The sequence below is a fragment of the Caulobacter sp. GW456-12-1-14-TSB4 genome (assembly GCF_059424195.1).
The window spans coordinates 56,966-80,204 of the sequence record NZ_JBWKZF010000008.1 but is presented as its reverse complement, the minus strand read 5'-3'; the positions used below and the strand labels follow the sequence as shown (position 1 = coordinate 80,204).

The following is a 23,239-nucleotide window of genomic DNA, read 5'->3' as shown; positions in this document are numbered from 1 at the left end:
CAGCCCAGACGCCTTGGGATCTGGGTCCCGGCTTTCGCCGGGAAGTCGGGTTTTGGGATGGCTCGACAGCCAGCCTTGTTTCATCGTTTGTACGCTTACCGGAGGGCCGCCCCGTGAAGATCGATCGCCGTAAGGTTCTGGGCCTGCTGGGCCTGTCGGGCGCCGCCGCCGGCGATGCCGTCGCCCAGCCGATCACTTGGTACAAGGGTCAGGTGGCCTTCGCCCACGGTGTGGCCAGCGGCGATCCCTCGTCCACGGCGGTGGTGTTCTGGACGCGCGTGACGCCCAAGGACGCCCCGGCCGGCGACATCGCCGTCGAGCTGGAAGTCGCGGCCGATCCCGACTTCAAGACCCTGGTCGCCAGCAGCAAGGGCCTGCGCGCCCGCGCCAGCGCCGACTGGACCGTCAAGCACGACCTGGACGGCGCGGGCCTGAAGCCGGGGACGGAATACTGGTATCGCTTCAAGGCCAATGGCGTCACGTCGCCGACAGGCCGCACCAGGACCCTGCCCACGGGCCCGACCAAGGACGTGGTCCTGGCGGTGGTGTCGTGCAGCCTCTATCCGAACGGCTACTTCAACGCCTACGACGCCATTTCCAAGCTGAAGCGCGTCGACGCCGTCGTGCACCTGGGCGACTACATCTACGAGTACGGCGGCGGTCCCAAGGACTACGGCATGAACTCGGCCGTCGCCGCCCAGCGGACCCACGATCCGATCCACGAGATTGTGACGCTGGACGACTATCGCCGCCGCCACGCCCAGTACAAGACCGACCCCGCCGCCCAGGCCGCCCACGCCCGCGCGCCCTGGATCGTCGTCTGGGACGACCACGAGACGGCCAATGACAGCTGGATCGGCGGGGCCGAGAACCACGATCCCAAGACCGAGGGCGACTGGGCCGCGCGCAAGGCCGTGGCGCTCAAGGCCTATTACGAGTGGATGCCGATCCGCGATCCGGGCAGGGCGCTGCCGGAGGCCGCCTGGCGCGGCTTCCAGTTCGGCGACGTCGCCAGCCTGCTGATGGTCGAGACGCGCCTGACGGCCCGCACGCACCAGATGGACTACGACACCGACATGCCGATCGTCGACGGCAAGCCGGACGTCGCCGCCTTCGTCAAGGCCTGGAAGGACCCCGCCCACCGCATGATGGGCGAGGGCCAGGAGCAGTGGCTGGCCGGCGAGGTCGGCGCCTCGGCCAAGGCCGGGACGGCCTGGCAGGTGCTGGGCAACCAGGTGGTCATGGCCCGCGTCTCGCCGCCGAACCTGAAGGCGACCATGGGCGAGGCGAAGTTCAACGCCCTGCTGGCCCAGCTGCCGGAGTATGCGTCCAAGCGCATCGCCCAGACGGTGGCGATGTCGGCCTTTGACATCCCTTCGAACCTCGACGCCTGGGACGGCTATCCGGCCGACCGCCAGCGGGTCTACGACATCTTCACCGCCGCCAAGGCCCGGCCGATCGTGCTGGCCGGCGACAGCCACATGTTCTGGGTCAACGAGTTGTGGGACGACGCCGGCAAGACCCGCGTGGCGGCCGAGTTCGGCACGACCTCGGTGACCTCGCCCGGCTATGGCGACATCCTGCCCGGCGTGCCGCTGGGCGAGGCGTTCGCGCAGCGCAACAAGGAAGTGAAGTACGCGCACCCCAGCGCCAAGGGCTTCCTGCTGCTGACGCTGGAACACGGCAAGGCGACTGGCGAACTGATGCAGGTCTCGACGATCGTGGACACGAAATACGAGACCAGCGTGCTGAAGCGGTACGTGGTCACGCCGGCCAGCGGCGGTGGGGTCGAGGCGCTAAAAGAAGGCTAGCTCAGCACAGGCCCCCACCTGACCCGCTACGCGGGTCTGTCCGCCCCCAAGCGGGGCGGAGAAAATTCTCCTCCCCGCTTGGGGGAGGGGGACCGGCGAAGCCGGTGGAGGGGGTCAGCGCCGCTCCAGCGCCAGCCTCAGCCCGAACGCCACGAACACGCAGCCCGTCACGCGGTCCAGCCACCGCACCACGACCGGCACGCGCAGCAGGCCCGCGATCGGCACCGTCGCGGCGATCAGGGCGGCGAACCACAGCAGGCCCAGCACCACATGGATGCCGGCCAGCAGCAGCCCGAACCGCGCCGGGTCCACGCCGGTCGGGATGAACTGCGGCAGGAACGACACGTAGAAGATCCCGACCTTGGGATTGAGCAGGTTGGTCAGCAGGCCCCGGCGCAGGGCCGCGATCGGACCGGCGTCGGTGGCTTTCATCTCGCCAGGCTCGAACTGGTCGCGAGGCTTCAGGATCATGCGGACACCGGTCCAGGCCAGGAACAGCGCGCCGGTCCATTTCAGGACCGTATAGGCCAGCTCAGACGCGGTGAGCAGCGCGCCCACGCCAAACGCCGCCGCCGCGCCCCAGATGAAGCAGCCCAGCCCGATCCCGATCGCCGCGCCCGTCGCCCGCCGGGGGCCCTCGGCGGCGGCTGTGCGGATCACCAGCGCGGTGTCGAGGCCCGGCGTCAGGGTCAGCAGGCCAGCGGCGACGGTGAAGGCGATCAAAGCCTCGGGCGTGGTCATGCGGGCCTTTCCGGGTTTCTCAACCAATCCATGGCTTCATGCGCCGATGACCGCAAGCCGCATCCCCGGCCTGGACGCCCTGCGGGGCCTCGCCGCCCTGCTGGTGCTGGCCTTCCACATGCGGGGCTACGGACTGCCGCGTGAGGTGCTGTCCCACGGCTATCTGGCGGTCGATCTGTTCTTCGTGATCAGCGGCTTCGTGCTGGCGAAGGCTTACGACGCGGGCCTGGCGGCCGGCGAGGGCGCGGGCTTCATGGTCAAGCGGCTGAAGCGGCTCTACCCGATGGCGCTGCTGGGCCTGCTGCTGGGCGCGGGCTTCTGGCTGGCCCAGGGCTGGGAGCCGGGCGCGGTGCTGTTGCTGGCCGCTCTGGGCCTGGTCTTCGTCCCGTTCGCCAGTGGCCGCGATGTCTTCCCGCTGAACGGCCCGCAGTGGTCGCTGATGTGGGAGCTGGCGGCCAACCTCGTCTATGCGGTGGTCGCGCCGAAGCTGACGACGCGGCGGCTGATGGTCCTGGTCGCGATCGGCGGCGTCGCGCATGTGGCGCTGGCCCTGACCTACGGGACCGGCTCGCTGGGTCCCTACGGCCACAACTGGTGGGCCGGCGCGCCGCGCGTCATCTATGGCTTCTTCGCCGGCGTGCTGCTGGCGCGCCTGGCGGGCGAGGGGCGGTTGAAGGTCCCGGCCGCGCCGATCGTGGCGATCCTGGCGACGGTGGTGCTGACCTTGTCGCCGCCGGTCCCGGAGTCCGCGCGCGCCGTGTTCGATCTCGTCGCGGCGCTGGCGATCTTCCCGCTGCTGGTCGCCTCGGCGGCACGGGCGGAGGTCGGGCGGACGCTAAGGCCCGTGCTCGATAGCCTGGCCGGGATGTCCTACGCGCTCTACGCCCTGCACATCCCGATCGTGATGGGCCTGGCGCATTGGAAGCTGAGCGCTCTGGCCGTTCCGCTGGCGCTGGCAGCCGCCTGGGCGGCGCACCGCTGGTTCGAGCCTTGGGCCGCGAACCTGCTGCGCCAGAAACCTCAGGGCTTCTCGACCAGCGCCCCGTCCTCCAGCACCCGGTAGAAGCACGAGCGGAAGCCGACGTGGCAGGCGCCGCCGTCGCCGCGCGGACGCACCTTCAGCAGCACCGCGTCCTGGTCGCAGTCGACGCGCAGTTCGACGACGTCCTGCAGCTGGCCGCTGGTCTCGCCCTTCTTCCAGAGCGCGTTGCGCGAGCGGCTGAAGTAGTGGGCGATGCTGGTCTCGACCGTCAGCTTCAGGGCCTCGGCGTTCATCCAGGCCAGCATCAGGATCTCGCCGGTGTCGGCGTGCTGCGCCACCGCCACGACAAGACCATCGGCGTTGAAGCGCGGGGCGAGGGCGCTGCCGCGCTCCAGATCGTGCTTGGTGTGGGCGTGGGGGAACAGGTCGGTGCTCATGGCGCCACATATGGCGCAGGCCCGGGCTCTGCGCTAGCTTCCGCCCCTCTCGGTAGGGGACGAGATGAACCTGAAAGACCGCATCAAGGCCGGCGTGGCGGCGCTGGACGAGAGGGCGAGGCCGTGGGCGCGCCAATCGCGCTGGAACGGCTATGCCTACGAGTTCCTGCTGTTCGGGCTGAAGCAGGCCTGGGCCTGCCTGTTCGGCGGCCTGATGCTGGCCCTGCTGGTCGGCACGCACTTGTTTTGGCCCGCTGGCGCGCCGCTGGCGCGCTACGATTTCCTGGTCATCGCCGCCGTCGCCATCCAGGCCACGCTGCTGGCCCTGAAGCTGGAGCGCTGGGAAGAGGCGCTGGTCATCTTCATCTTCCACCTGGTCGGCACGGTCATGGAGCTGTTCAAGACCGCCCACGGCTCTTGGATCTATCCCGAGCCCAACCTGCTGCGGATCGGCGGCGTGCCGCTGTTCACCGGCTTCATGTACGCCTGCGTCGGCAGCTATATCGCGCGGATCTGGCGGCTCTTCGACATCACCTTCATCCGCTATCCGCCGTTCTGGAGCACCCACATCCTGGCGGTGCTGATCTACGTCAACTTCTTCAGCCACCACTACATCATCGACTTCCGGGTCGGGCTGTTCGCCCTGTCGGCGATCCTGTTCGGCCGGACCTGGTTCGTGTTCACGCCCGACCACGTCGCCCGTCGCATGCCGATGCTGATGGGTCTCGTCCTGGTGTCGCTGTTCATCTGGTTCGCCGAGAACCTCGGCACCTTCGCCGGGGCCTGGATCTATCCCAGCCAGGCCAATGGCTGGCATCTGGTGCCGATCGAGAAGATGGGCGCCTGGTATCTGCTGATGTTGATCAGCTTTGTCTTGGTGACGCTCGTCCACCGCCCGGTGGACGCTTGCGTGGCGCGGATCCGCGAAGGGATCCGGGCTGCGGCTTAAATCTGCTCCCCTTCCGGGGGAGCTGTCGCGAAGCGACTGAGGGGGCTACTCGGCCTGGGCCGCGCTGCCCCCTCCGGCCCTGCGGGCCACCTCCCCCAGCGGGGGAGGAGATTATTTGCGAACCAGATCCATGAACCGCTGCTGCAGGACCTTGTCGGTCTTGAACACGCCGCGGAACTGGGTGGTGATCGTCGAGACGTCGTGGTGGTGGACGCCGCGGGTGCTCATGCACTGGTGCTCGGCGTCGATCAGGACGGCGACGCCGGCGGCCGAGAGGTGATCCTCGATGGCGTCGGCGATCTGCATGGTCATGGTTTCTTGCGTCTGGAGACGCTTGGCGAAGATCTCGGTCAGGCGGGCCAGCTTGGACAGGCCCACGACCTTGCCGGTCGGCATGTAGGCGATCCAGGCCCTGCCCAGGAATGGCGCCATGTGGTGTTCGCAGTGGCTCTGCACGTCGATGCCGCGCAGCATGACCATGTCGTCATAGCCCTGCACGTCCTCGAAGGTGCGCGAAAGCTCCTTGGCCGGATCGCCCTGATAGCCGGCGAACCACTCGCCATAGGCGTCGACCACGCGCTGGGGCGTGTCGAGCAGGCCTTCGCGGTCGGGGTTGTCGCCGGCCCAGGCCAGCAGGGTCCGGACGGCGGCCATGGCCTCGTCTCGGGTGGGGCGCTGGGCGGGTTCAAGATCAAGACCGGCGTCATCCGTGCCGATCAGGGTTCGCTCGCGAGACAGTGCGTCCATGTTGTGAAGGGGGTTCTTCCCGGGCTGAGTTGCGCCGAAGCGCCTGTCGCTCCGGAATTACGCGTGCCACCCGTCGCGCGCTTCAGGACCAAACAAGTGGTGGAGAGCGTGCGTCCTAGCTATATGGGGCCGGCTCCCTCGGGGAGCAACACCTCCGTTACGTTAGGTTGCCGCGACCCAATGACCCTGAAGATCCACGACACCCTGACGCGCGAGAAGCGCGACTTCGTCCCCGCCGACCGGAACCGGGTGACGATGTATGTCTGCGGTCCGACGGTCTGGAACCACGCCCACATCGGCAATTTCCGCCCCGTGGTGGTGTTCGACGTGCTGTTCCGCATGCTGCGCCACCTCTATGGCGAGGACGCGGTGGTCTATGCGCGCAACGTCACGGACGTGGACGACAAGATCAACAAGAAGGCCGCCGAGGAAGGCGTCGACATCTCGGTGATCACCGAGCGCTACCTGGCCGCCTATCACCAGGACGCCGACGCCCTGGGCGCGCTGCGCCCGACCCTGGAGCCGCGCGCCACCGACCATATCGGCGCGATCGTCGAGATGATCGGCAAGCTGGTCGAGAACGGCAGCGCCTACGCCGCCGAAGGCCACGTGCTGTTCGACACCCAGAGCTTCCCCGACTACGGCCAGCTGTCGGGCCGGCCGCTGGACGAGATGATCGCCGGCGCCCGCGTCGAGGTCGCGCCGTACAAGCGCTTCCCGGCCGACTTCGTGCTGTGGAAGCCGTCGAAGGAAAACGAGCCCGAGTGGGAAAGCCCCTGGGGTGCGGGCCGTCCGGGCTGGCACATCGAGTGCTCGGCCATGATCGAGAAGGCCCTGGGCCAGACCATCGACATCCACGCCGGCGGCATCGACCTGACCTTCCCGCACCACGAGAACGAGGTCGCCCAGAGCCGTTGCGCCCATAAGACCGAGGTCCTGGCCAACTACTGGATGCACAACGGCTTCCTGGATATGGCCGGCGAGAAGATGTCCAAGAGCCTGGGCAATGTCGTCATCCCGCACGAGCTGCTGCAGAACGTGCCGGGCGAGGTGATCCGCTGGGCGTTGCTGTCGGCCCACTACCGCCAGCCGCTGGACTGGACGCCCGAGCTGATCGAGCAGTCGCGCAAGTCGCTGGACCGCCTGTACGGCGCCCTGCGTCGCGCCAAGGACGTGCCGATGGACCAGGCCATGGAGGCGCCGGAAGAGACCCTGGCCGCCCTGCTGGACGACCTCAACACCCCGCTGGCGGTGTCGAGCTTCTTCGAGGTGTCGAGCGCCATCGAGAAGGCCGTGACCGCTGGTGACACCGTCGCCATCGCCGCCAACAAGGCCCGCCTGATCGAGGCCGGCGCGCTGCTGGGCTTCCTGCAGGCCGATCCGGACAGCTGGTTCGAAGGCGACGCGTCGGACGAGCTGAAGGCCCAGGTCGAGGACCTGCTGGCCAAGCGCCTGGCCGCTCGCGCCGCCAAGGACTGGGCCGCCGCCGACGCCATCCGCGCCGAGATCGACGCCCTGGGCGTGGTGGTCATGGATGGCCCCTCGGGCGCGACCTGGCGCATGAAGGACTGAACGCCGTGACGTTCGAAAAGCAGGTGGTCCTGATCTCCGGCGCTGGCCGGGGACTGGGGGCCGCCATTGCCCGCGCCTTCGTCGAGAGCGGCGCCCAGGTGGTGGTCAACTACCGCCGCAGCGAGGCGGCGGCGAAGGCTCTGGTCGAGGAACTGGGCTCGCGCGCCGTGGCCATCCAGGCCGACGTCTCCGATCCCGTAGAGGCCCGCCGGCTGGTCAATGACGCCGCCGAGGCGTTCGGCCATCACGTCACCACGGTGGTCAACAACGCCCTGGGCGACTTCAGCTTCAACGGCGATGGCCGGGCCAGGATCGACACCATCGAATGGTCCGACTTCCTGGGCCAGATGGATGTCGCCCTGCGCGGCTCGCTGAACCTGATCCAGGCCGCGGCCCCCGCCATGAAGGCGGCGGGGTTCGGCCGGGTGATCAATGTCGGCACCAACCTCTTCCAGAACCCGGTGGTGCCGTATCACGACTACACCGCCGCCAAGGCCGCCCTGCTGTCGCTGACCCGCACGGCGGCGGGCGACCTCGGCCCCGACGGCATCACGGTCAACATGGTCTCGGGCGGGCTGCTGCGCACCACCGACGCCAGCGCCGCGACGCCGGACGCCATCTTCGACCTGATCGCCCAGAGCACCCCGCTGCGCCGGGTGACCACGCCGGCCGAGTTCGCCGACGCCGTCCTCTTCTTCGCCTCGCCCTGGAGCCGCGCCGTGACGGGGCAGAACCTGGTGGTCGACGGCGGCCTGGTTCGGGATTAGAAATTACACTCATGAAACGCGCCGTCGAACACCGCATCGGGGTCCAGGCCCCCGCCGAGATCGTCTGGGACCTGGTGTCGGATTTCGACACCTGGAAGGACTGGAACCCGCTCTACCGCAAGGCCGAGGGCCAGCTGAGGATCGGCACGACCCTGACGCTGGAGCAGCACCTGCCCGGCCAGCCGGCCATGGTGATCACGCCCATCGTCCAGGACTGGGTGCCCTACGAGCAGCTGCACTGGCGCTCGACCCGGCTGGGCGGCTTCGTCACGGCGATCCGCTATCTCGAGGTCGAGAGCATGGGGCCGAACAATTCGACCTTCTCGAACGGCGAGCTGTTCATGGGGCTGCTGCTGCGGTTCGTCAGTCGCGACGAGCGCCGCAAGCTGAAGGCCGCCTTCACCGAGATGGGCGAGGCCCTGCGCGATCGCGCCGAGGCTATCTGGTCGGAACGCCAGAAGACCCCATCTTAGTCTCGCGATGATCGACGATCTCTACAGCGCCAGGATCCTCACCCTCGTGGCCAACATGCCGCGAGCCGGGCGCCTGCCCGCGCCCGACGCTAGCAGCGAAAAGCACGCCAAGCTGTGTGGCAGCCGGATCGTGGTCGATGTGGTCGTCCAGGACGGCAAGGTCGTCGACTATGCCCAGGATGTTTCGGCCTGTGCTTTGGGCCAGGCGTCCGCCGCGATCCTGGGCCAGAACATCATTGGCGCGGAACTTTCCGACATCGAGTTGGCGCGCGACTCTCTTGCCGCTATGCTGAAGACGAACGGTTCGCCTCCCGCGGGCCGGTTTGCGGAGCTCGCCGTGCTGGAGCCGGTCAAGGACTATCCCGCCCGTCATGCCTCGACGCTGCTGGCGTTCGACGCGACGGTCGAGGCTGTCCGTAAGGCCACAGGCGTCGGTGAAACGCGAACTAGCACCGCCGGCGCGGCTTGATCCCTCCTTCGGGGGAGTGTGTAACCGCACTGCAACAAAGTCGCGCGCCGGCATGACCTTCTACGACCGCACCGTCGATTTCGGCCTACGGGCCTACAAGTTGACGCTCTCGCCTCTCATTGGGCGTCAGTGCCGCTTCGCGCCGAGCTGTTCGGAGTATGCGGCCGTCGCTCTCAAGGATCATGGCCCGCTCAAGGGTTCCTGGTTGGCGTTGCGACGGATTTGCCGATGCAATCCGTTAGGTGGCTCGGGCTACGACCCGCCGCCCCCGCGACATCAGCCACGCAAGTGGATGTGTGAAGAATGATCGATCTGGTTTTCCCCGATGGCTCGGCCCGTCAGTATCCTGACGGCTCGACGGGGCGCGACGTCGCCGCCGCCATCTCCAAGTCCCTCGAAAAGAAGGCCCTGCTGATCAAGCTGGACGGCCAGGTGCTGGACCTCGACCGCGCCCTGACGCCCGACCTGCTCGCCGGCGAGCGTAAGTTCGAGATCCTGACGCGCGAGTCGCCCGAGGCGCTCGACACCATCCGCCACGACACGGCCCACGTGATGGCCGAGGCGGTGCAGGAGCTGTTCCCCGGCACGCAGGTGACGATCGGCCCGAACATCGAGGACGGTTTCTTCTACGACTTCGCGCGCGACGAGCCGTTCAGCCTGGACGATCTGGAGAAGATCGAAAAGCGCATGAAGGAGATCGTCGATCGCGACGAGAAGATCACGCGCGAGGTCTGGGACCGCGAAGAGGCCATCGCCCACTTCGACGGCATCGGCGAGCAGTACAAGGCCCAGATCGTCCGTGACCTGCCGGGTTCGGACACGATCACGGTCTATCGCCAGGGCAACTGGAAGGACCTCTGCCGCGGGCCGCACCTGCCGTCCACCAAGCATGTCGGCAAGGCCTTCAAGCTGACGAAGCTGGCCGGCGCCTATTGGCGCGGCGACCAGAACAACGCCCAGCTGCAGCGCATCTACGGCACGAGCTGGGCCTCGGAAGCCGATCTGGACGCCTATCTGAAGCGCATCGAGGAAGCCGAGCGTCGCGATCACCGCAAGCTGGGCAAGACGATGGACCTCTTCCACATCCAGGAAGAGGGCAAGGGCATGGTGTTCTGGCACGCCAAGGGCTGGGCCCTTTATCGCGTGCTCGAGGACTACATGCGCCGTCGTCTCGACGCGGCCGGCTACAAGGAAGTGAAGACGCCGCAGATCCTCGACAAGAGCCTGTGGGAGAAGTCGGGCCACGCCGAGAAGTTCGGCCACGCCATGTTCATGTGCGAGAGCGCCGAGGGCGAGGTCCTGGCGGTCAAGCCGATGAACTGCCCCGGCCACATCCAGATCTTCAACGTCGGCCAGAAGTCCTATCGCGAGCTGCCGCTGCGCATGGCCGAGTTCGGCGCCTGCCACCGCTATGAGCCGTCGGGCGCCATGCACGGCATCATGCGGGTGCGCGCGTTCACGCAGGACGACGCCCACATCTTCTGCCGTGAAGAGCAGGTCACGGAGGAAAGCGCGAAGTTCATCGAACTGTTGCGCAGCGTCTATAACGACCTGGGCATGACGCTGGCCGACACCAAGTTCTCCACGCGTCCGGACTTGCGCGCCGGCTCGGATGAGGTCTGGGACAAAGCAGAATCCGCTCTCTCCGCCGCCGCCGAGGCCGCGGGCGAGACCTTGGTGCTGCAGCCAGGTGAAGGCGCCTTCTACGGCCCGAAACTGGAGTTCTCGCTGAAGGACGCCATTGGCCGTGTCTGGCAATGCGGCACGCTGCAACTCGACTTCGTTTTGCCGGAACGATTGGACGCCGAGTACGTTACCGAGGATGGTTCGAAGAAGCGTCCGGTGATGCTTCACCGAGCGATCTTGGGGTCCTTCGAGCGTTTCATCGGCATCCTGTTGGAAAACTTCGCGGGGGCGCTGCCTGTTTGGCTGGCGCCGACGCAGGTTGTCGTGGCTACGATCACGTCCGACGCCGATGACTATGCTCGCGAGGTCGTCGAGAAATTGACGGCTCTGGGGATGCGCGCGGAAGTGGACGTGCGTAATGAGAAGATCAACTACAAGATTCGCGAGCATAGCCTCGCCAAGGTGCCAGTGATCGCAGTGGTGGGACGTAAAGAAGCTGAAACGGGGCAACTGGCCCTTCGTCGCCTGGGCGGTGAAGGTCAGAACATCCTGTCGCTGGAAGACGCCCTTCGCGTGCTCAAGATCGACGCCACGCCGCCGGACCTCGCCCGCATTCAAGGCCTGGTGAAGGCTGCGCCGCCCGTTTCGGTCGAGGAGGCTGCGACCGTCTGATGAACAGCATTCTCCCGTCCGTCTCGACCCTTGCCGTCGGTGCGCGTCCGGCTCGTCCGAACGTGTCCGTCGTCATGGTCGTTTACCGGACGGGAGAGGCGCTGGTCGAAAGCATCAAGCATGTCCTCGCCGAGCCGCTGGTCGATGAGTTCGTTGTCGTCGACAACGGGTCCGACGCCCGCGACGAGGACATGCTGCGCTCGCTGGCCCTGACCGAGCCGCGCGTCGTGCTCAAGCAGGGCCACGGCAATATCGGCTTCGCGCGCGGGGCCAATCTGGGGGCCAGCACGGCGGGCGGCGAGTACATCGTCTTCCTCAATCCCGACGCCAACATGCAGCCCAATTGCGTGGCGTCGCTGGTCAAGGCCTTCAAGGGCCAGCCGACCCCGACCGTGGTCGGCGCCCGGGTGATGAACATCGACGGCACCGAGCAGCGCGGCGGTCGCCGGGGCGAGGTCACGCCGATGACCACGGTGCTGAGCTTCGGCCAGTTCACCCGTCGCCACCCCAACCTGGCCAGCTTCGAGATCCATCGCGAGAACGAGCCGCTGCCGGGCGCGCCCGTGCCGATGCCGACCATCTCGGGCGCCTGCTTCGCCATGCGGCGCGGCGACTTCGAGGCCCTGGGCGGCTTCGACGAAGGCTACTTCCTGCACGTCGAGGACATCGACCTGTGCTGGCGCGCCCGCCGCTCGGGCGGCCAGGTGCTGTTCCAGCCCAAGGCCGAGGTCGTCCACCTGGGCCACACCAGCCAGGAACACCCGCTGAAGGTCGAGTTCCACAAGGGCGTCGGCCTGACCCGCTACTTCATCAAGCGCGCCGACAGCCTGCAGCTGTTCGCGGCGGCGGTGCTGCTGGCCCCGGCCATCATGCTGATGAGCGTGTGCCGACCGCTGCTGTGGAAGCTGACCGGACGGCCGATCTAGGGATCAAGTCTGCTCCCCCGCTGGGGGAGCTGTCGGCGAAGCCGACTGAGGGGGCCATCTGGGCATAGGCCGCGCTGCCCCCTCCGGCCCCCTGGGCCGCCTCCCCCAGAGGGGGAGGAGAGATTTCACATCGGCCCGATCGTCTCGAACCGCATCCCATCCGGCCCTTCGATCGAGGTCGGGGCTTTCACGTTCTTCGTCGGAAGCAGCGCCCGGTAGCGCTCGTAAAGCGCTTTCACATTACGGCCCTTCTTCACCGTCAGGCACTGATCGTATTCGCCTTCGCGGCCCCAGGGCTTGCGTTCGGAGCGGGCGATGTCGGGATCGGTCTTGACCATGTCGGCCACGGTGGCCGCCAGCGGCTGGTCGATGCCCATGCCGTAGCTGCCGAACTTGATCGTCACGTCGCACCGCATCGTAGCCTCCTGGGGCGCCTTTGGGGCAGGGGCCATCGCGCACGCGCTGAGGGACAGGAGGGCGACGGCGGCGAGGCGGATCATGCGGGGAAACCTCCGGCGCGGGCCAGGGACGAGGCGGGAGCCTTGCCCAGCTTGGCGCTGATCTCGCGGCCGATGTCGATCAGGGCCGCCAGGTCGTAACCCGTCTCGAAGCCGGCCCGTTCCAGCATGTAGACCAGATCCTCGGTGCCGATATTGCCGGTGGCGTTCGGCGCGAACGGACAGCCGCCCAGGCCGCCGACCGAGGCGTCCAGCACGTCCACGCCCGCCTCGACGCTGGCGAAGGCGTTGGCCAGGCCGGTGTTGCGGGTGTCGTGGAAATGCATGCGCAGCCGCGTGTCCGGCGCGGCGGCCCGGGCGGCCTCGATGCGCTTGCGGACGGTCCAGGGGTCGGCGACGCCAATGGTGTCGGCGATGGCGATCTCGGGCACGCCCAGGGCCGCGGCTTCGCGGATGATGGCTACGACTTGGTCTTCGCTGACTTCGCCGTCGAACGGACAGCCGAAGGCGACGGAGATCGTCGCGGTGATCGGCGGACCGCCCTCGACGGCCTGGCGTTCTGCGATGGCGGCCAGGGTGTCGATCTGCTGGCGCACCGTTGCGCCTTGATTGGCGACGCCGAAGCCGTCGGAGGCGCAGACCACGACATTGGCCTCGTCGCACTGGGCGGCGACGCAGCGCTCCCAGCCGCGCATGTTCAGCACCAGGCCGATCCGCGAATGGACGAGATCCGCCGGCAGGGCGGCCATGATCTCCTCCGCGCCGGCCATCTGCGGCACGCGGTTGGGGTTCACGAACGACACCACCTCGGTGCGCCTGGCGCCGGCGGCTTCCAGCTTGCGGATCAGGTCGAGCTTCTCGTCGACCGACAGCGACAGCTTCTCGTTCTGCAGGCCGTCGCGCGGCCCGACCTCGACGATCTGGATGAAGCGGCTCATGGGCGGGCCTCCTCTTCGGGCTGAGCCGTCTGGGGCTCGCCGCGGTAGATGGTCAGGCGTTCCTTGTCGCCGTCGGAATAGTTCAGGCCCTCGACGGTCGCGACCGGGTGCGGCGTCAGGCCCAGGGCGATCATGGCGTCGCGGAAGGGCTTTTCCTCGCGGCCCTCGACCACGGCCGGACGGCCTTCGGAGACGGCGTCGGCCGCGCCTTCGCCGTCGGTCAGCTCGGTGGCGGTGCCCAGCTGGAAGATCAGGCTGGGTTCGGAATAGCCGGTCAGGGCCACAGGGCCGGCGGCCCCGGAACGCGGTGAGAGTCTCGTGCGGTCCAGGGCGTCGGCGACGTCCTTGGACAGGAACAAGGGCTCCAGGTGCGGGATCAGCCCGGCGGTCAGGGCGATGTGGGCGCCGACGCCCAGCACCCCGGCCGTCACAAGCGCGCGGGCTGAATGGCGGTGCAGCAGCAGCACCGCCCCGGCGATCCCGGCCGCCAGGGCCAGGACGGCGGCCAGCACGGTCCAGGCCAGGTCGCCGCCGGTCCCGAACTGGACCTGGCCATAGATGGCGACGGCGGCCAGCAGCGCGCTCATCAGCACAGACAGCCCGCCGCCGATGAAGCGGACCAGCTTGCCCAGCGGCTCGCGCACGGCCGCGGCCATCAGCATGGCCAGGGCCCCGTAGGCGGGCAACTCGTAGTGCACCAGCTTGGTCGGCAGGATCTCGAACATCAGCCAGGTCGGGACCAGCCAGCAGACGGCGAAGCGCACGCCCGGCTCGTTGCGCTTGGTCCAGCCGACGACCAGGCCGGCCGGCAGCAGCAGGGTGGCCGGGAACGACAGCAGCGGGGCCAGCAGGGCGTGATAGCCGAACGGTCCCGCGTGGCCCTCCTGGCCGCCGGCCAGCTTGGGCGCCAGGTCCCCGCCCACGGCCGCGCCCCAGAAGGCGCCGTCGGTGGCCACGGTGATCATCATCGCCCAGGGCAGGCAGATGGCGGCGAACAGGATCAGGCCCCAGGTCCAGCCCAGGTCCTTCATCCAGCGGGCCTTGCGATCCCAGATGGCCAGGCCGACCAGGGCGAAGAGCGCGACCAGCAGGCCGACGGGCCCCTTGATCAGGGCGGCGATGGACAGGCCTAGCCAGAAGGCCAGCTTGGTCCACCTGCGCACCGTCTCGCCCTTGAGTTGGGCGGCATAGACGCGGGCGAGAGCCGCCATGGCCAGGGTCGTGGTCCCGCACAGGGCCGCGTCGGTCTTGGCGATGAAGGCCTCGGACGACAGCAGGAAGGTCGCGCCCAGGATCGAGCCGGCGATCAGGCCGGTGCGCGGATCAAACAGCGCCGCCGCGCCCCAGGCGCAGGCCGCCGCCGCCAGCATCGCGCCCAGCAGGGACGGGAGGCGATAGGCCCAGATCCGGCGGTCCTCGGCGTCGGAGACCGCCTTGACGCTGATCGCCTGCAGCCAGTGGATGCCGACCGGCTTCTTGAAGCGCGGCTGGTCCTGGAACTTGATGACGACGTAGTCGCCTGTCTCCAGCATCTGGGACGTGGCCTGGGCGAAGCGGGACTCGTCGCGGTCCAGCGGCGGCATGGCGAACAGGCCGGGCAGGCCGGCGATCAGGGCGACGAGCGCGGCGAACAGAGGTCCGCGCCACCCCCGGCTCCAGTCGTCCAAACGAGATTCAAGCGTCATGCGGTCACGTTTAGCACGATCCTTTCGTGTGGGAATTTTTCGGCTATTAGAAGCCGATGAACGCCACCCCCGATTTTTCCGTCGTCGTGCCCGTCTTCGACGAAGGCGAGGCCGCCCCGAAGCTGGCGCGCGAGATCGCGACCGCATTCGCCGGCGAGGCCTACGAGATGATCTTCGTCGATGACGCCAGCCGCGACGACACCAAGGCCCGCCTGGTCGCGCTGAAGGCCGAGATCCCGCAGCTGCGCGTGCTGGGCCATCGCAAGAACTCCGGCCAGAGCCGCGCCGTGCGCACCGGCATCCTGGCCGCGCGCGGACCGATCATCGTCACCCTGGACGGCGACGGCCAGAACGACCCGGCCGACGCCCCGCGCCTGGCCAAGACCCTGCAGGCCGGCCCCGAAACCCTGGCCCTGGTCGGCGGCGAGCGGGTCAAGCGCCAGGACAGCAACGCCAAGCGCTTCGCCTCCAAGTTCGGCAACGGGGTGCGCAAGCGTCTGCTGAAGGATACCGCCAACGACACCGGCTGTGGCCTGAAGGCCTTCCGCCGCGAGGCCTTCATCCGCCTGCCGTACTTCGATCACATCCACCGCTACATCCCGGCGCTGATGCTGCGCGAGGGCTATGAGGTGGCGTTCCAGCCGGTGAACCATCGCCACCGCGAGACGGGCGTGTCGAAATACACCAACTTCGGCCGCCTCAAGGCGTCGGTCTCCGACCTGCTGGGTGTCATGTGGCTGCAGTCGCGGGCCCGCAATCCTCAAGGCGTGGACGAAGCTTAGGGACCGAAAACCTCGTCCTTCGACAGGCTCAGGATGAGGTTTTCTACTGAGCCGGCGTTGAAGTAGCCCTCATCCTGAGCTTGTCGAAGGACGAGGGCGGCCCCTCAGAGGCGAGACAGCTTCACCGAAACGAAAAATCCCGCTACGCCTTAACCATGGCATGAGACTGCATTCTCGCGCCAAAGGGGGAACTTCGATGTTCGCAGCCATTCCGCTGCTGGCGCTGCCGGTCATTATCTACAACCTGGTCGCCCTGACCCTGGCGGGCGGCTTCAAGGCCGTGGACGCCGGCGTGCGCATGTCCGACAAGCTGTTCACCATCCACATGACCTCGCGGGCCGACTGGGGCGTCAGCCTGGGCGACTTGCTGCTCGCCGCCTCGCTGGTGGTGCTGTTCGTCGAGCTGCTGAAATCGACGACCAGCCGCCGGATCGCCATCATCAACCACTCGCTGTCGATGGTGCTGTTCATCCTGTGCCTGGTCGAGTTCCTGCTGTTCCCGGCGTTCGCGACCTCGACCTTCTTCCTGGTCACCCTGATGGTGCTGCTGGACGTCCTGGCCGGCTTCATCGTGACGATCGTCGCGGCGCGTCGCGACGTCGATTTCGGGGATCACTGATCCCTCTATTGGTCTCCGGGGAAGCCCTGCGTCTGCCGTAGGGCCTCGCCCAGCGCCATCGCCGCGGTCGTCGCGAGATTCATCGAGCGGGTCTCGGCCCGGATCGGGATGACGATCCTTCCCTGCGCCGCTTGGTGGACCTCTTCGGGCGCGCCGCGACTCTCGTTGCCGAACAGCAGCGTATCTCCGGGTGCGAACGAAAACCTGTGGAAGGGCGTGGCGCCTTTCGTCGTGAAGAGCAGCAGGCGCCCGTCAACACGTTCCGGCGCCTTAAGGAAAGCCTCCCAGCTGTCGTGCCGCATCAGCTGCGTCAGGGGCCCATAATCCAGGGCCGCGCGCTTCAAGCTCTTGTCATCCAAGGGAAAACTGCAGGGCTCGATCACGTCCAGCCCGACCCCGAAGCAGGCCGACAAACGGATGGCCGCGCCGACGTTTTGGGGAATGCCTGGTTGAAAAAGTGCGATACGCATAATAAGCGAACCAACCACAAGGGCAGCAGGGGCTTTGCCGGGAATCGAAAGGGCTTGCGGACTCGGTCCGCGCGTCCGATACGACGATCCGACCGCTGCCTTGTGGCGGAGATCCGCTTGCGGGTCGAGCAAGATATGGCGCTGAAAAGCGCTTCTCCAAGTCGGACCGCTTTTCGTGGACCGGCGGAACTAGAGGGTGATCTAGGTGGCCGACACCGCCGTGGGCGCAACGACCGAGCCGGAACACGGGAGCGATCCCTCCCGGCGCGACTTCATTCACATCGCCGCGATCGCGGCCGCCGCTGGCGGCGCCGCGACCCTGGTGTGGCCGTTCATCGACCAGATGAACCCGTCCGCCGACACGCGGGCCCTGGCCTCGACCGAGTTCGACCTGACCAAGGTCGCCGAGGGCCAGCAGGTCACGGTCAAGTGGCGCGGCAAGCCGCTCTTCGTGCGTAACCGCACCAAGGCCGAGATCGCCAAGGCCGTCGCTGACGACCATGCCGCGATGAAGGACCCGGAAACCGACGCCGCGCGCGTGAAGCCGGGCAAGTCCCAGTGGCTGATCGTCGGCGGCAACTGCACCCACCTGGGCTGCGTTCCGACCTTCGGCGGTGGTGAATACGGCGGCTGGTTCTGCCCGTGCCACGGCTCGGTCTATGACACCTCGGGTCGTATCCGTAAGGGCCCCGCGCCCAAGAACCTGGTGGTTCCGGAATACGCCTTCCTCACCGACACCAAGGTCAAGATCGGTTAAGCGAGATGAGCGGACATTCGACCTATCAACCGAAGACCGGCATCGAGCGTTGGCTCGACGCTCGTCTGCCGATCATCCGCCTGGGCTATGACTCGTTCGTCGACTATCCCACGCCGCGGAACCTGAACTACTGGTGGACCTTCGGCGGCATCCTGTCGCTGTGCCTGGCCTCGCAGCTGATCACCGGCATCATCCTGGTGATGCACTACACGCCGAGCGCCCAGGGCGCGTTTGCTTCCGTCGAGCACATCATGCGCGACGTGAACTACGGCTGGCTGATCCGCTACATGCACGCCAACGGCGCGTCGATGTTCTTCATCGCCGTCTACATCCACATGCTGCGCGGCCTCTACTACGGCTCTTACAAGGCGCCCCGCGAAGTGCTGTGGCTGCTGGGCTGCGTGATCTACCTGCTGATGATGGCCACCGCCTTCATGGGCTACGTCCTGCCCTGGGGCCAGATGTCGTTCCACGGCGCCGTCGTCATCACCAACCTGTTCGGCGCCCTGCCGCTGGTCGGCGAGAGCATCACCACCTGGCTGTGGGGTGGTTTCGCGGTCGACAACCCGACCCTGAACCGCTTCTTCTCGCTGCACTACCTGCTGCCCTTCATGATCGCGGGCGTCGTGATCCTGCACATCTGGGCCCTGCACGTGGTCGGTCAGAACAACCCGACCGGCGTGGACCCGAAGTCGAAGGCCGACACCGTCGCCTTCACGCCGTACGCCACGGTGAAGGACGGCTTCGCGATGAGCGTCTTCCTGATCCTCTTCGCCTTCTTCGTCTTCTACATGCCCAACGCGCTTGGCCACGCCGACAACTACGTCGAGGCCAACCCGCTGGTGACGCCGTCGCACATCGTTCCGGAATGGTACTTCCTGCCGTTCTACGCGATCCTGCGCGCCGTGCCGGACAAGCTGATGGGCGTGCTGGCCATGTTCGGCGCCATCGCCTGCATGTTCGCCCTGCCCTGGCTGGACACCTCGAAGGTGCGCTCGATGCGCTACCGCCCGACCGCGAAGATCTACTTCCTGTTCTTCCTGGTGGCTTGCATCGTGCTGGGCTTCTGCGGCGCCAAGCTGCCTGACGATCCGGTGATCCCGCACCTGACCACGTTCCAACTGGGCGGTTCGGACCTGAACAGCTTCGTGTGGCTCAGCCGCGTGGCCTCGCTCTACTACTTCGCTTTCTTCCTGGTCGTTCTCCCGGTCCTGGGTCTGGTCGAAAAGACCCTGCCGGTTCCGGACTCGATCGCTTCGCCGGCCCTCTCGGCCGACGCTCACAAGGGTTGATCCCGATGCTCCGCAAACTCTCGGTTATCGCGGCTGCGGCGGGTCTCCTGATCGTCGGCGCCGCTGGTCCGGCCCTCGCTAACGGCGGGGCCAAGGAAGCCAAGGACGTCCACTGGTCGTTCGAAGGCCCCTTCGGCAAGTTCGACCAGGCGCAGCTGCAACGCGGCTACAAGGTCTATCGCGAGGTCTGCTCGGCCTGCCACTCGATGAAGCTGGTCGCGTTCCGCAACCTCGGCGACAAGGGCGGCCCGTTCTATAGCGAGAAGTACCCGAACTCGAACGACAACCCGTGGGTCAAGGCGATCGCCAAGGACTACGAGGTCGCCGACATCGACGGTGAAACCGGCGACGCCATCAAGCGTCCGGCCACCAGCGCGGATCACTTCCCGGGCCCGTTCGCCAACGAAGCCGCGGCCCGCGCCTCGAACGGCGGCGCCCTGCCGCCGGACATGTCGCTGCTGGCCAAGGCCCGCGAAGAAGGTCCGGCGCACATCTACTCGATCGTGACCGGCTACGTGCCGGCCCCGGCGGGCCTGAAGGTCCCGACCGGCGGCCACTACAACCCGTACTTCCCCGGCGACCTGTCGTCGGCGTGGTCGGGCAGCCATGAGCATGTTCCGGCCGGTGGCTTCATCGCCATGGCCCCGCCGCTGAAGGACGGCCTGGTGACGTTCGACGACGGCACCAAGTCGACCCTGGACCAGCAAGCCAAGGACGTCTCGGCGTTCCTGATGTGGGCCGCCGAGCCCAAGCTGGAAGAGCGCAAGCAGACCGGCTTCGCCGTTCTGATCTACCTCGTCCTGCTCTCGGGCCTGCTGTACGCCAGCTACAAGACGGTGTGGCGCAACGAGTCGCACTGAGCCTGCCTGAGCAGGCTTAGCCTTTAAAGATGGAGCGCGGTAACGCGCTCCGGGCGGCTCTGCTCCGGCAGTAAGTTCGAAGGGCCCGGTGGAAACACCGGGCCCTTCTTCTTTGTCCCAATAGCTTGTCATCCCGGCCGCAGCGCAGCGGAGAGCCGGGATGACAAGATGGGGAGGTTCTAGACCTCCAACCGCCACTGGATCAGCAGCCCGTCCTCGCTGTCCTCCCGCTCGCCCACGATCTGGAAGCCGTTGCGGCTCAGCACCGTCTGCGAGGCGGGGTTATCGATCGAGGTGTCGGCCGTCAGGGCCCGTACGCGGACGTCTTCCCGAGCCCAGGCGACGAGGTCGGCCACGGCGCGGGTCGCGACCCCTCTCCCCCATCGCGTGGGGGCGACGCCGTAGCCGACGTGCAAGCTGCGATCCTGGGCGTTCAGCGGCTGGGTCGGGGACAGCAGGCCGACGACCTCGCCGTCCTCGACGATCATCCAGGCGGCGGGACGGAAGACCATGCGGATGTGGTCCGCCAGCTGCTTCAGCATGGCCAACACCTCGGGCGGGGCCAAGGGGCTGTCGCAAAGGCGCAGCGCGGCGGGCGCCTCGTCACGCAGCAGGCCGGCGAAATCCTCGGAATTGAGTTCGATCAGCACTACGGCGCCACCGACAAGGTGCGGGCGTCAGCGGCCAGGCGCAGGCGGTGACGGGCCCACAAAGCCGTGCCCAGGGTCCCATCGACGCCCGCGGGCAGGTCGTCGGCCAGGGAGGCGGGGACGTTCTCGGCCAGCACCCCGCCGATCGACAGGGCCCGCAGGCGCGCCGGGGCCTGGTGGCGGGCGCCGACGTCCAGCTTCCCCGTCGCCGTCGCGCCCCGCGTCGACAGCCGCGTCATGGCTTTGGAGGCGGTGTCGATGGCGAAGGCCCCTTGCCGCGCCGTGGGGCCGTCGCTGACGGCCGCGACGATGGTCGGCAGTCCCTCGATCACCTCGACCGGCAAGACCACCTGACGGGCCGCTTTCCAGGGCTGGTCGATACGCACCCGGCAGTGGGCGAAGTCGATCTCGACGCTGTGGCCGGCCAGCACGTCCATGCCGATGACGCCGGCGATCGGGGTGACGAAGCCCGCGCCCCTTGCGTCGAGGTCGGCCACCCTGACCGACACGGCCGGCGCCTTCAGTCCCGCGACCTGAACGGGCAGGATCAGTTCGGGAACGGTGACGCCCTCCATCTGGGCCTTGGTCTCGTGCAGCAGGGTGCGCGGGGCCGAAAGGTCGATGACATAGTCGCCGGCCATGTTTCCGACCACGGCCGGCGCGATGACCGCCCCGTTCTCGAACCAGCACGCCGTCTCGCCCGCCCGGGCCGCGTGCGCGGCGGGCAGGGCGAGCATCAGGGCCAGGACGGTTACGCGGCGACGCATGCGGCCAGCCTAACTCAGCCGTGACGCTTCGGCGACGGTCTCGACAGCGTGGAAGAACGTCGTTCATTCTCGCGCCGGACAGAGGGGCCAGCATGACCGACAGACACGATCCGGAATTGGACGCCGGCAAGCGGCTGGACGCCTTCGTCGACGCGGCCTTCGCCTTCGCGGTGACCCTGCTGATCATCGCCAGCGCCGAGCCGACGGCCAGCCTCGACGCCCTATGGCGGGCGCTGGGTCGCATCCCGGCCTCGCTGGGGGCCTTCGCCCTGATCGCCATGTTCTGGCTGGCCTATCGCGAGTACGGGCGCCTCGTCCCGCGCCGCGACACCCTGTCGACCCTGAACGCCCTGGCCATCGTCTTCACGGTGCTGGTCTATGTCTTCCCGCTGCGGATGCTGATTGAGTCCGGCTTCGGCTGGATGTCGCGCGGCCTGTTGCCGGGCAAGGACATCATCCGGACCCTGGACGACTTGCGCGACCTCTTCCGGGTCTATGGCGTCGGCTTCGCGATCCTGGCGGGGCTGTTCACGGCGCTGTACCAGCACGCTCTCAACCATCGCGACCGTCTGGGGATCGCGGCCGAGAGCCTGGCCTCGATCCGCCTCAGCCGCGACATCTGGACCTTCGCCGTCGTCTCCGGCCTGGTCTCGGCCGGCCTGACCTTCGGACCCATGGCGGCGGCCCCGTGGCTGCCCGGCTTCGCCTACTGGCTGATCCCGCTGGCGATCGGCCTGCGGGTGCCGCTGGGCCAGCGGCTGGCCCGCAAGCCTGTTGACGACAAGAACTTTGCATAACAAAGTATACGAGTAAGATCTGAATCGGGGCTCGATCGTGAGCTCGTGGAAGGGGATCGCCATGGCCCGCACGCTCGTCGCCGCATCTCTGGCCGCTGTCGCCGCCCTAGGGGCCGGCGTCGCCCATGCCCAGATGCCGCCCGACCCCGGTCCGCGCATCGCCGCCCAGGCCGAGGCGATGAAGACGCTCTCGTGGATGGACGGGACGTGGCGCGGCTCCGCCTGGAACGTCGGCCCGACCGGCCGTCACGAGATCACCCAGGCTGAGCGGATCGGCCCGCTGCTGGGCGGCTCGGTCAAGGTGGTCGAGGGGCGTGGCTACAATCCCGACGGCTCGACCGGCTTCAACGCCTTGGGGGTGATCTCGTTCGAGCCCGCGACGGGCGTCTATTCCATGCGGTCCTACGCCATGGGCCAGGCGGGCGACTTCAAGCTGACGCCGACCGCCGACGGCTATGTCTGGGAGATTCCGGCCGGCCCGATGACCATCCGCTACACCGCCGTGGTCAAGGACGGCGCCTGGCGCGAGATCGGCGAGCGGGTCGTGGCCGGCCAGGCCCCGGTGCAGTTCTTCGAGATGAACCTCAAGCGGATTGGCGACAGCGCCTGGCCGACGGCGGGGGCCATCCCGCCGAAGTAGGTCAGAAGTGGCTCTGTGAGCCCCGGAAAAAGGCCCGGCGACGCTCGGGATCGTAGTCCCTGAACTCGGCGTCCGAGGACAGGCCGAACGCCACCCCGACCGGGAACTCGGCGGTCTCGCCGTCATGCCGCCGCACGACCACCGCGTAGCGCCGGAAGGTGGGCTGATAGCGACCGCCCCAGTCCGTACCGTCGCGACGCACGGCCGTGACCGTCCGGCCCTGGCCCTCGAAGTCGCGCTTGATGCGCAACACGTCGCTTTGCGGGCTGAAGGCCATCACGCGCCAGGGCTTGATGATCAGGAGCCAGACCGGCCAGGCCGCGAGGACAGCCAGGAGCAGGTAGTCCAAGGC

Annotated in this window: 27 protein-coding genes; 17 read left to right on the top strand and 10 right to left on the bottom strand. The window is 67.7% G+C overall.

Translation table 11 applies throughout. From position 1 onward, the window contains the following. Nucleotides 1-113 precede the first annotated feature (113 nt). A complete protein-coding gene (locus tag AC07YH_RS09825) occupies nt 114-1,811 on the top strand; it encodes an alkaline phosphatase D family protein (protein WP_494746823.1) in 1,698 nt (565 codons plus the stop codon). A 114-nt stretch (nt 1,812-1,925) separates the two neighbouring features. Here the strand turns inward: AC07YH_RS09825 and AC07YH_RS09820 are convergent, their stop codons facing one another. Continuing rightward, nucleotides 1,926-2,552 (bottom strand): LysE family translocator, encoded by a 627-nt coding sequence (locus AC07YH_RS09820; protein ID WP_494746822.1) that lies wholly within the window; start codon nt 2,550-2,552, stop codon nt 1,926-1,928. Between the two features lie 46 nt (nt 2,553-2,598). Here AC07YH_RS09820 and AC07YH_RS09815 point away from each other — a divergent pair, with 46 nt between their 5' ends. Then, a complete protein-coding gene (locus AC07YH_RS09815; RefSeq protein WP_494746821.1) occupies nt 2,599-3,615 on the top strand; it encodes an acyltransferase family protein in 1,017 nt (338 codons plus the stop codon). On the opposite strand, the gene hisI is transcribed toward AC07YH_RS09815, so the two are convergent. Continuing rightward, nucleotides 3,573-3,971 (bottom strand): phosphoribosyl-AMP cyclohydrolase, encoded by a 399-nt coding sequence (gene hisI, locus AC07YH_RS09810; protein ID WP_494746820.1) that lies wholly within the window; start codon nt 3,969-3,971, stop codon nt 3,573-3,575. The two genes, AC07YH_RS09815 and hisI, sit on opposite strands and share 43 nt — an antisense overlap. Nucleotides 3,972-4,035: 64 nt before the next feature. Here hisI and AC07YH_RS09805 point away from each other — a divergent pair, with 64 nt between their 5' ends. Further along, on the top strand, nt 4,036-4,920 hold the full coding sequence (locus tag AC07YH_RS09805; RefSeq protein ID WP_494746819.1) for a DUF817 domain-containing protein: 885 nt from the start codon (nt 4,036-4,038) through the stop codon (nt 4,918-4,920). A 111-nt stretch (nt 4,921-5,031) separates the two neighbouring features. Here the strand turns inward: AC07YH_RS09805 and folE are convergent, their stop codons facing one another. Beyond that, nucleotides 5,032-5,667, bottom strand: coding sequence for a GTP cyclohydrolase I FolE (gene folE / locus AC07YH_RS09800; protein ID WP_494746818.1), 636 nt, complete (start codon nt 5,665-5,667; stop codon nt 5,032-5,034). Between the two features lie 180 nt (nt 5,668-5,847). Here folE and cysS point away from each other — a divergent pair, with 180 nt between their 5' ends. The 7 genes from cysS to AC07YH_RS09765 are packed head-to-tail and all read left to right on the top strand — an operon-like array spanning nt 5,848 to nt 12,172. After that, a complete protein-coding gene (cysS, locus tag AC07YH_RS09795) occupies nt 5,848-7,239 on the top strand; it encodes a cysteine--tRNA ligase (protein ID WP_494746817.1) in 1,392 nt (463 codons plus the stop codon). 5 nt (nt 7,240-7,244) lie between these two features. Then, nucleotides 7,245-8,006, top strand: a complete 762-nt coding sequence (locus AC07YH_RS09790) for a 3-oxoacyl-ACP reductase (protein WP_494746816.1) — start codon at nt 7,245-7,247, stop codon at nt 8,004-8,006. 11 nt (nt 8,007-8,017) lie between these two features. Next, the gene (locus AC07YH_RS09785; RefSeq protein ID WP_494746815.1) at nt 8,018-8,479 is read left to right on the top strand and encodes an SRPBCC family protein; all 462 of its coding nucleotides are present in this window, start codon (nt 8,018-8,020) and stop codon (nt 8,477-8,479) included. 7 nt (nt 8,480-8,486) lie between these two features. Next, entirely contained in the window at nt 8,487-8,948 is a 462-nt protein-coding gene (locus AC07YH_RS09780; RefSeq protein ID WP_494746814.1) for an iron-sulfur cluster assembly scaffold protein, read from the top strand. Between the two features lie 52 nt (nt 8,949-9,000). Next, entirely contained in the window at nt 9,001-9,255 is a 255-nt protein-coding gene (gene yidD, locus AC07YH_RS09775; protein ID WP_494746813.1) for a membrane protein insertion efficiency factor YidD, read from the top strand. Then, nucleotides 9,252-11,246: a threonine--tRNA ligase gene (thrS, locus tag AC07YH_RS09770; protein ID WP_494746812.1), complete on the top strand. Its 1,995-nt coding sequence runs from the start codon at nt 9,252-9,254 to the stop codon at nt 11,244-11,246. The genes yidD and thrS overlap by 4 nt, the downstream gene beginning before the upstream one ends. Then, nucleotides 11,246-12,172, top strand: a complete 927-nt coding sequence (locus AC07YH_RS09765) for a glycosyltransferase family 2 protein (protein ID WP_494746811.1) — start codon at nt 11,246-11,248, stop codon at nt 12,170-12,172. The genes thrS and AC07YH_RS09765 overlap by 1 nt, the downstream gene beginning before the upstream one ends. Before the next feature lie 125 nt (nt 12,173-12,297). Here the strand turns inward: AC07YH_RS09765 and AC07YH_RS09760 are convergent, their stop codons facing one another. The 3 genes from AC07YH_RS09760 to AC07YH_RS09750 are packed head-to-tail and all read right to left on the bottom strand — an operon-like array spanning nt 12,298 to nt 15,253. Beyond that, on the bottom strand, nt 12,298-12,672 hold the full coding sequence (locus AC07YH_RS09760; protein WP_494746810.1) for a hypothetical protein: 375 nt from the start codon (nt 12,670-12,672) through the stop codon (nt 12,298-12,300). Continuing rightward, nucleotides 12,669-13,568, bottom strand: coding sequence for a hydroxymethylglutaryl-CoA lyase (locus AC07YH_RS09755; RefSeq protein ID WP_494746809.1), 900 nt, complete (start codon nt 13,566-13,568; stop codon nt 12,669-12,671). Before AC07YH_RS09755 ends, AC07YH_RS09760 begins: the two co-directional genes overlap by 4 nt. After that, entirely contained in the window at nt 13,565-15,253 is a 1,689-nt protein-coding gene (locus AC07YH_RS09750) for an ArnT family glycosyltransferase (RefSeq protein WP_494746808.1), read from the bottom strand. Before AC07YH_RS09750 ends, AC07YH_RS09755 begins: the two co-directional genes overlap by 4 nt. Before the next feature lie 56 nt (nt 15,254-15,309). On the opposite strand from AC07YH_RS09750, the gene AC07YH_RS09745 reads away from it, so the two are divergent. Together AC07YH_RS09745 and AC07YH_RS09740 are read left to right on the top strand one after the other, a co-directional pair. Then, complete coding sequence (locus tag AC07YH_RS09745; protein WP_494746807.1) at nt 15,310-16,035, top strand: glycosyltransferase family 2 protein; 726 nt, start codon at nt 15,310-15,312, stop codon at nt 16,033-16,035. A gap of 196 nt (nt 16,036-16,231) precedes the next feature. Beyond that, entirely contained in the window at nt 16,232-16,654 is a 423-nt protein-coding gene (locus AC07YH_RS09740) for a hypothetical protein (protein ID WP_494746806.1), read from the top strand. A 5-nt stretch (nt 16,655-16,659) separates the two neighbouring features. On the opposite strand, the gene AC07YH_RS09735 is transcribed toward AC07YH_RS09740, so the two are convergent. Further along, nucleotides 16,660-17,124 (bottom strand): tRNA (cytidine(34)-2'-O)-methyltransferase, encoded by a 465-nt coding sequence (locus AC07YH_RS09735; protein WP_494746805.1) that lies wholly within the window; start codon nt 17,122-17,124, stop codon nt 16,660-16,662. A gap of 205 nt (nt 17,125-17,329) precedes the next feature. On the opposite strand from AC07YH_RS09735, the gene petA reads away from it, so the two are divergent. From petA to AC07YH_RS09720, 3 genes are read left to right on the top strand one after another with little or no spacing between them, the layout of a single operon-like run. Next, the gene (gene petA / locus AC07YH_RS09730) at nt 17,330-17,881 is read left to right on the top strand and encodes a ubiquinol-cytochrome c reductase iron-sulfur subunit (protein ID WP_494618843.1); all 552 of its coding nucleotides are present in this window, start codon (nt 17,330-17,332) and stop codon (nt 17,879-17,881) included. A gap of 5 nt (nt 17,882-17,886) precedes the next feature. After that, nucleotides 17,887-19,173 (top strand): cytochrome b, encoded by a 1,287-nt coding sequence (locus tag AC07YH_RS09725; protein WP_494618842.1) that lies wholly within the window; start codon nt 17,887-17,889, stop codon nt 19,171-19,173. Nucleotides 19,174-19,178: 5 nt separating this feature from the next. After that, nucleotides 19,179-20,033, top strand: coding sequence for a cytochrome c1 (locus AC07YH_RS09720; RefSeq protein ID WP_494746804.1), 855 nt, complete (start codon nt 19,179-19,181; stop codon nt 20,031-20,033). Nucleotides 20,034-20,212: 179 nt separating this feature from the next. On the opposite strand, the gene AC07YH_RS09715 is transcribed toward AC07YH_RS09720, so the two are convergent. Both AC07YH_RS09715 and AC07YH_RS09710 read right to left on the bottom strand, forming a co-directional pair. After that, nucleotides 20,213-20,683, bottom strand: a complete 471-nt coding sequence (locus AC07YH_RS09715; protein WP_494746803.1) for a GNAT family N-acetyltransferase — start codon at nt 20,681-20,683, stop codon at nt 20,213-20,215. Next, nucleotides 20,683-21,450, bottom strand: coding sequence for a hypothetical protein (locus tag AC07YH_RS09710; protein WP_494746802.1), 768 nt, complete (start codon nt 21,448-21,450; stop codon nt 20,683-20,685). Before AC07YH_RS09710 ends, AC07YH_RS09715 begins: the two co-directional genes overlap by 1 nt. A 92-nt stretch (nt 21,451-21,542) precedes the next feature. Between AC07YH_RS09710 and AC07YH_RS09705 the strand changes: the two genes are divergently transcribed. After that, nucleotides 21,543-22,247, top strand: coding sequence for a TMEM175 family protein (locus AC07YH_RS09705; RefSeq protein WP_494746801.1), 705 nt, complete (start codon nt 21,543-21,545; stop codon nt 22,245-22,247). Nucleotides 22,248-22,308: 61 nt separating this feature from the next. After that, nucleotides 22,309-22,887 (top strand): DUF1579 domain-containing protein, encoded by a 579-nt coding sequence (locus tag AC07YH_RS09700; RefSeq protein ID WP_494746800.1) that lies wholly within the window; start codon nt 22,309-22,311, stop codon nt 22,885-22,887. A 1-nt stretch (nt 22,888) separates the two neighbouring features. On the opposite strand, the gene AC07YH_RS09695 is transcribed toward AC07YH_RS09700, so the two are convergent. Continuing rightward, nucleotides 22,889-23,236 carry a hypothetical protein gene (locus AC07YH_RS09695; RefSeq protein WP_494746799.1) on the bottom strand — a complete coding sequence of 116 codons (348 nt, stop codon included), beginning with the start codon at nt 23,234-23,236 and terminating at the stop codon, nt 22,889-22,891. Between the last annotated feature and the right edge of the window lie 3 nt (nt 23,237-23,239).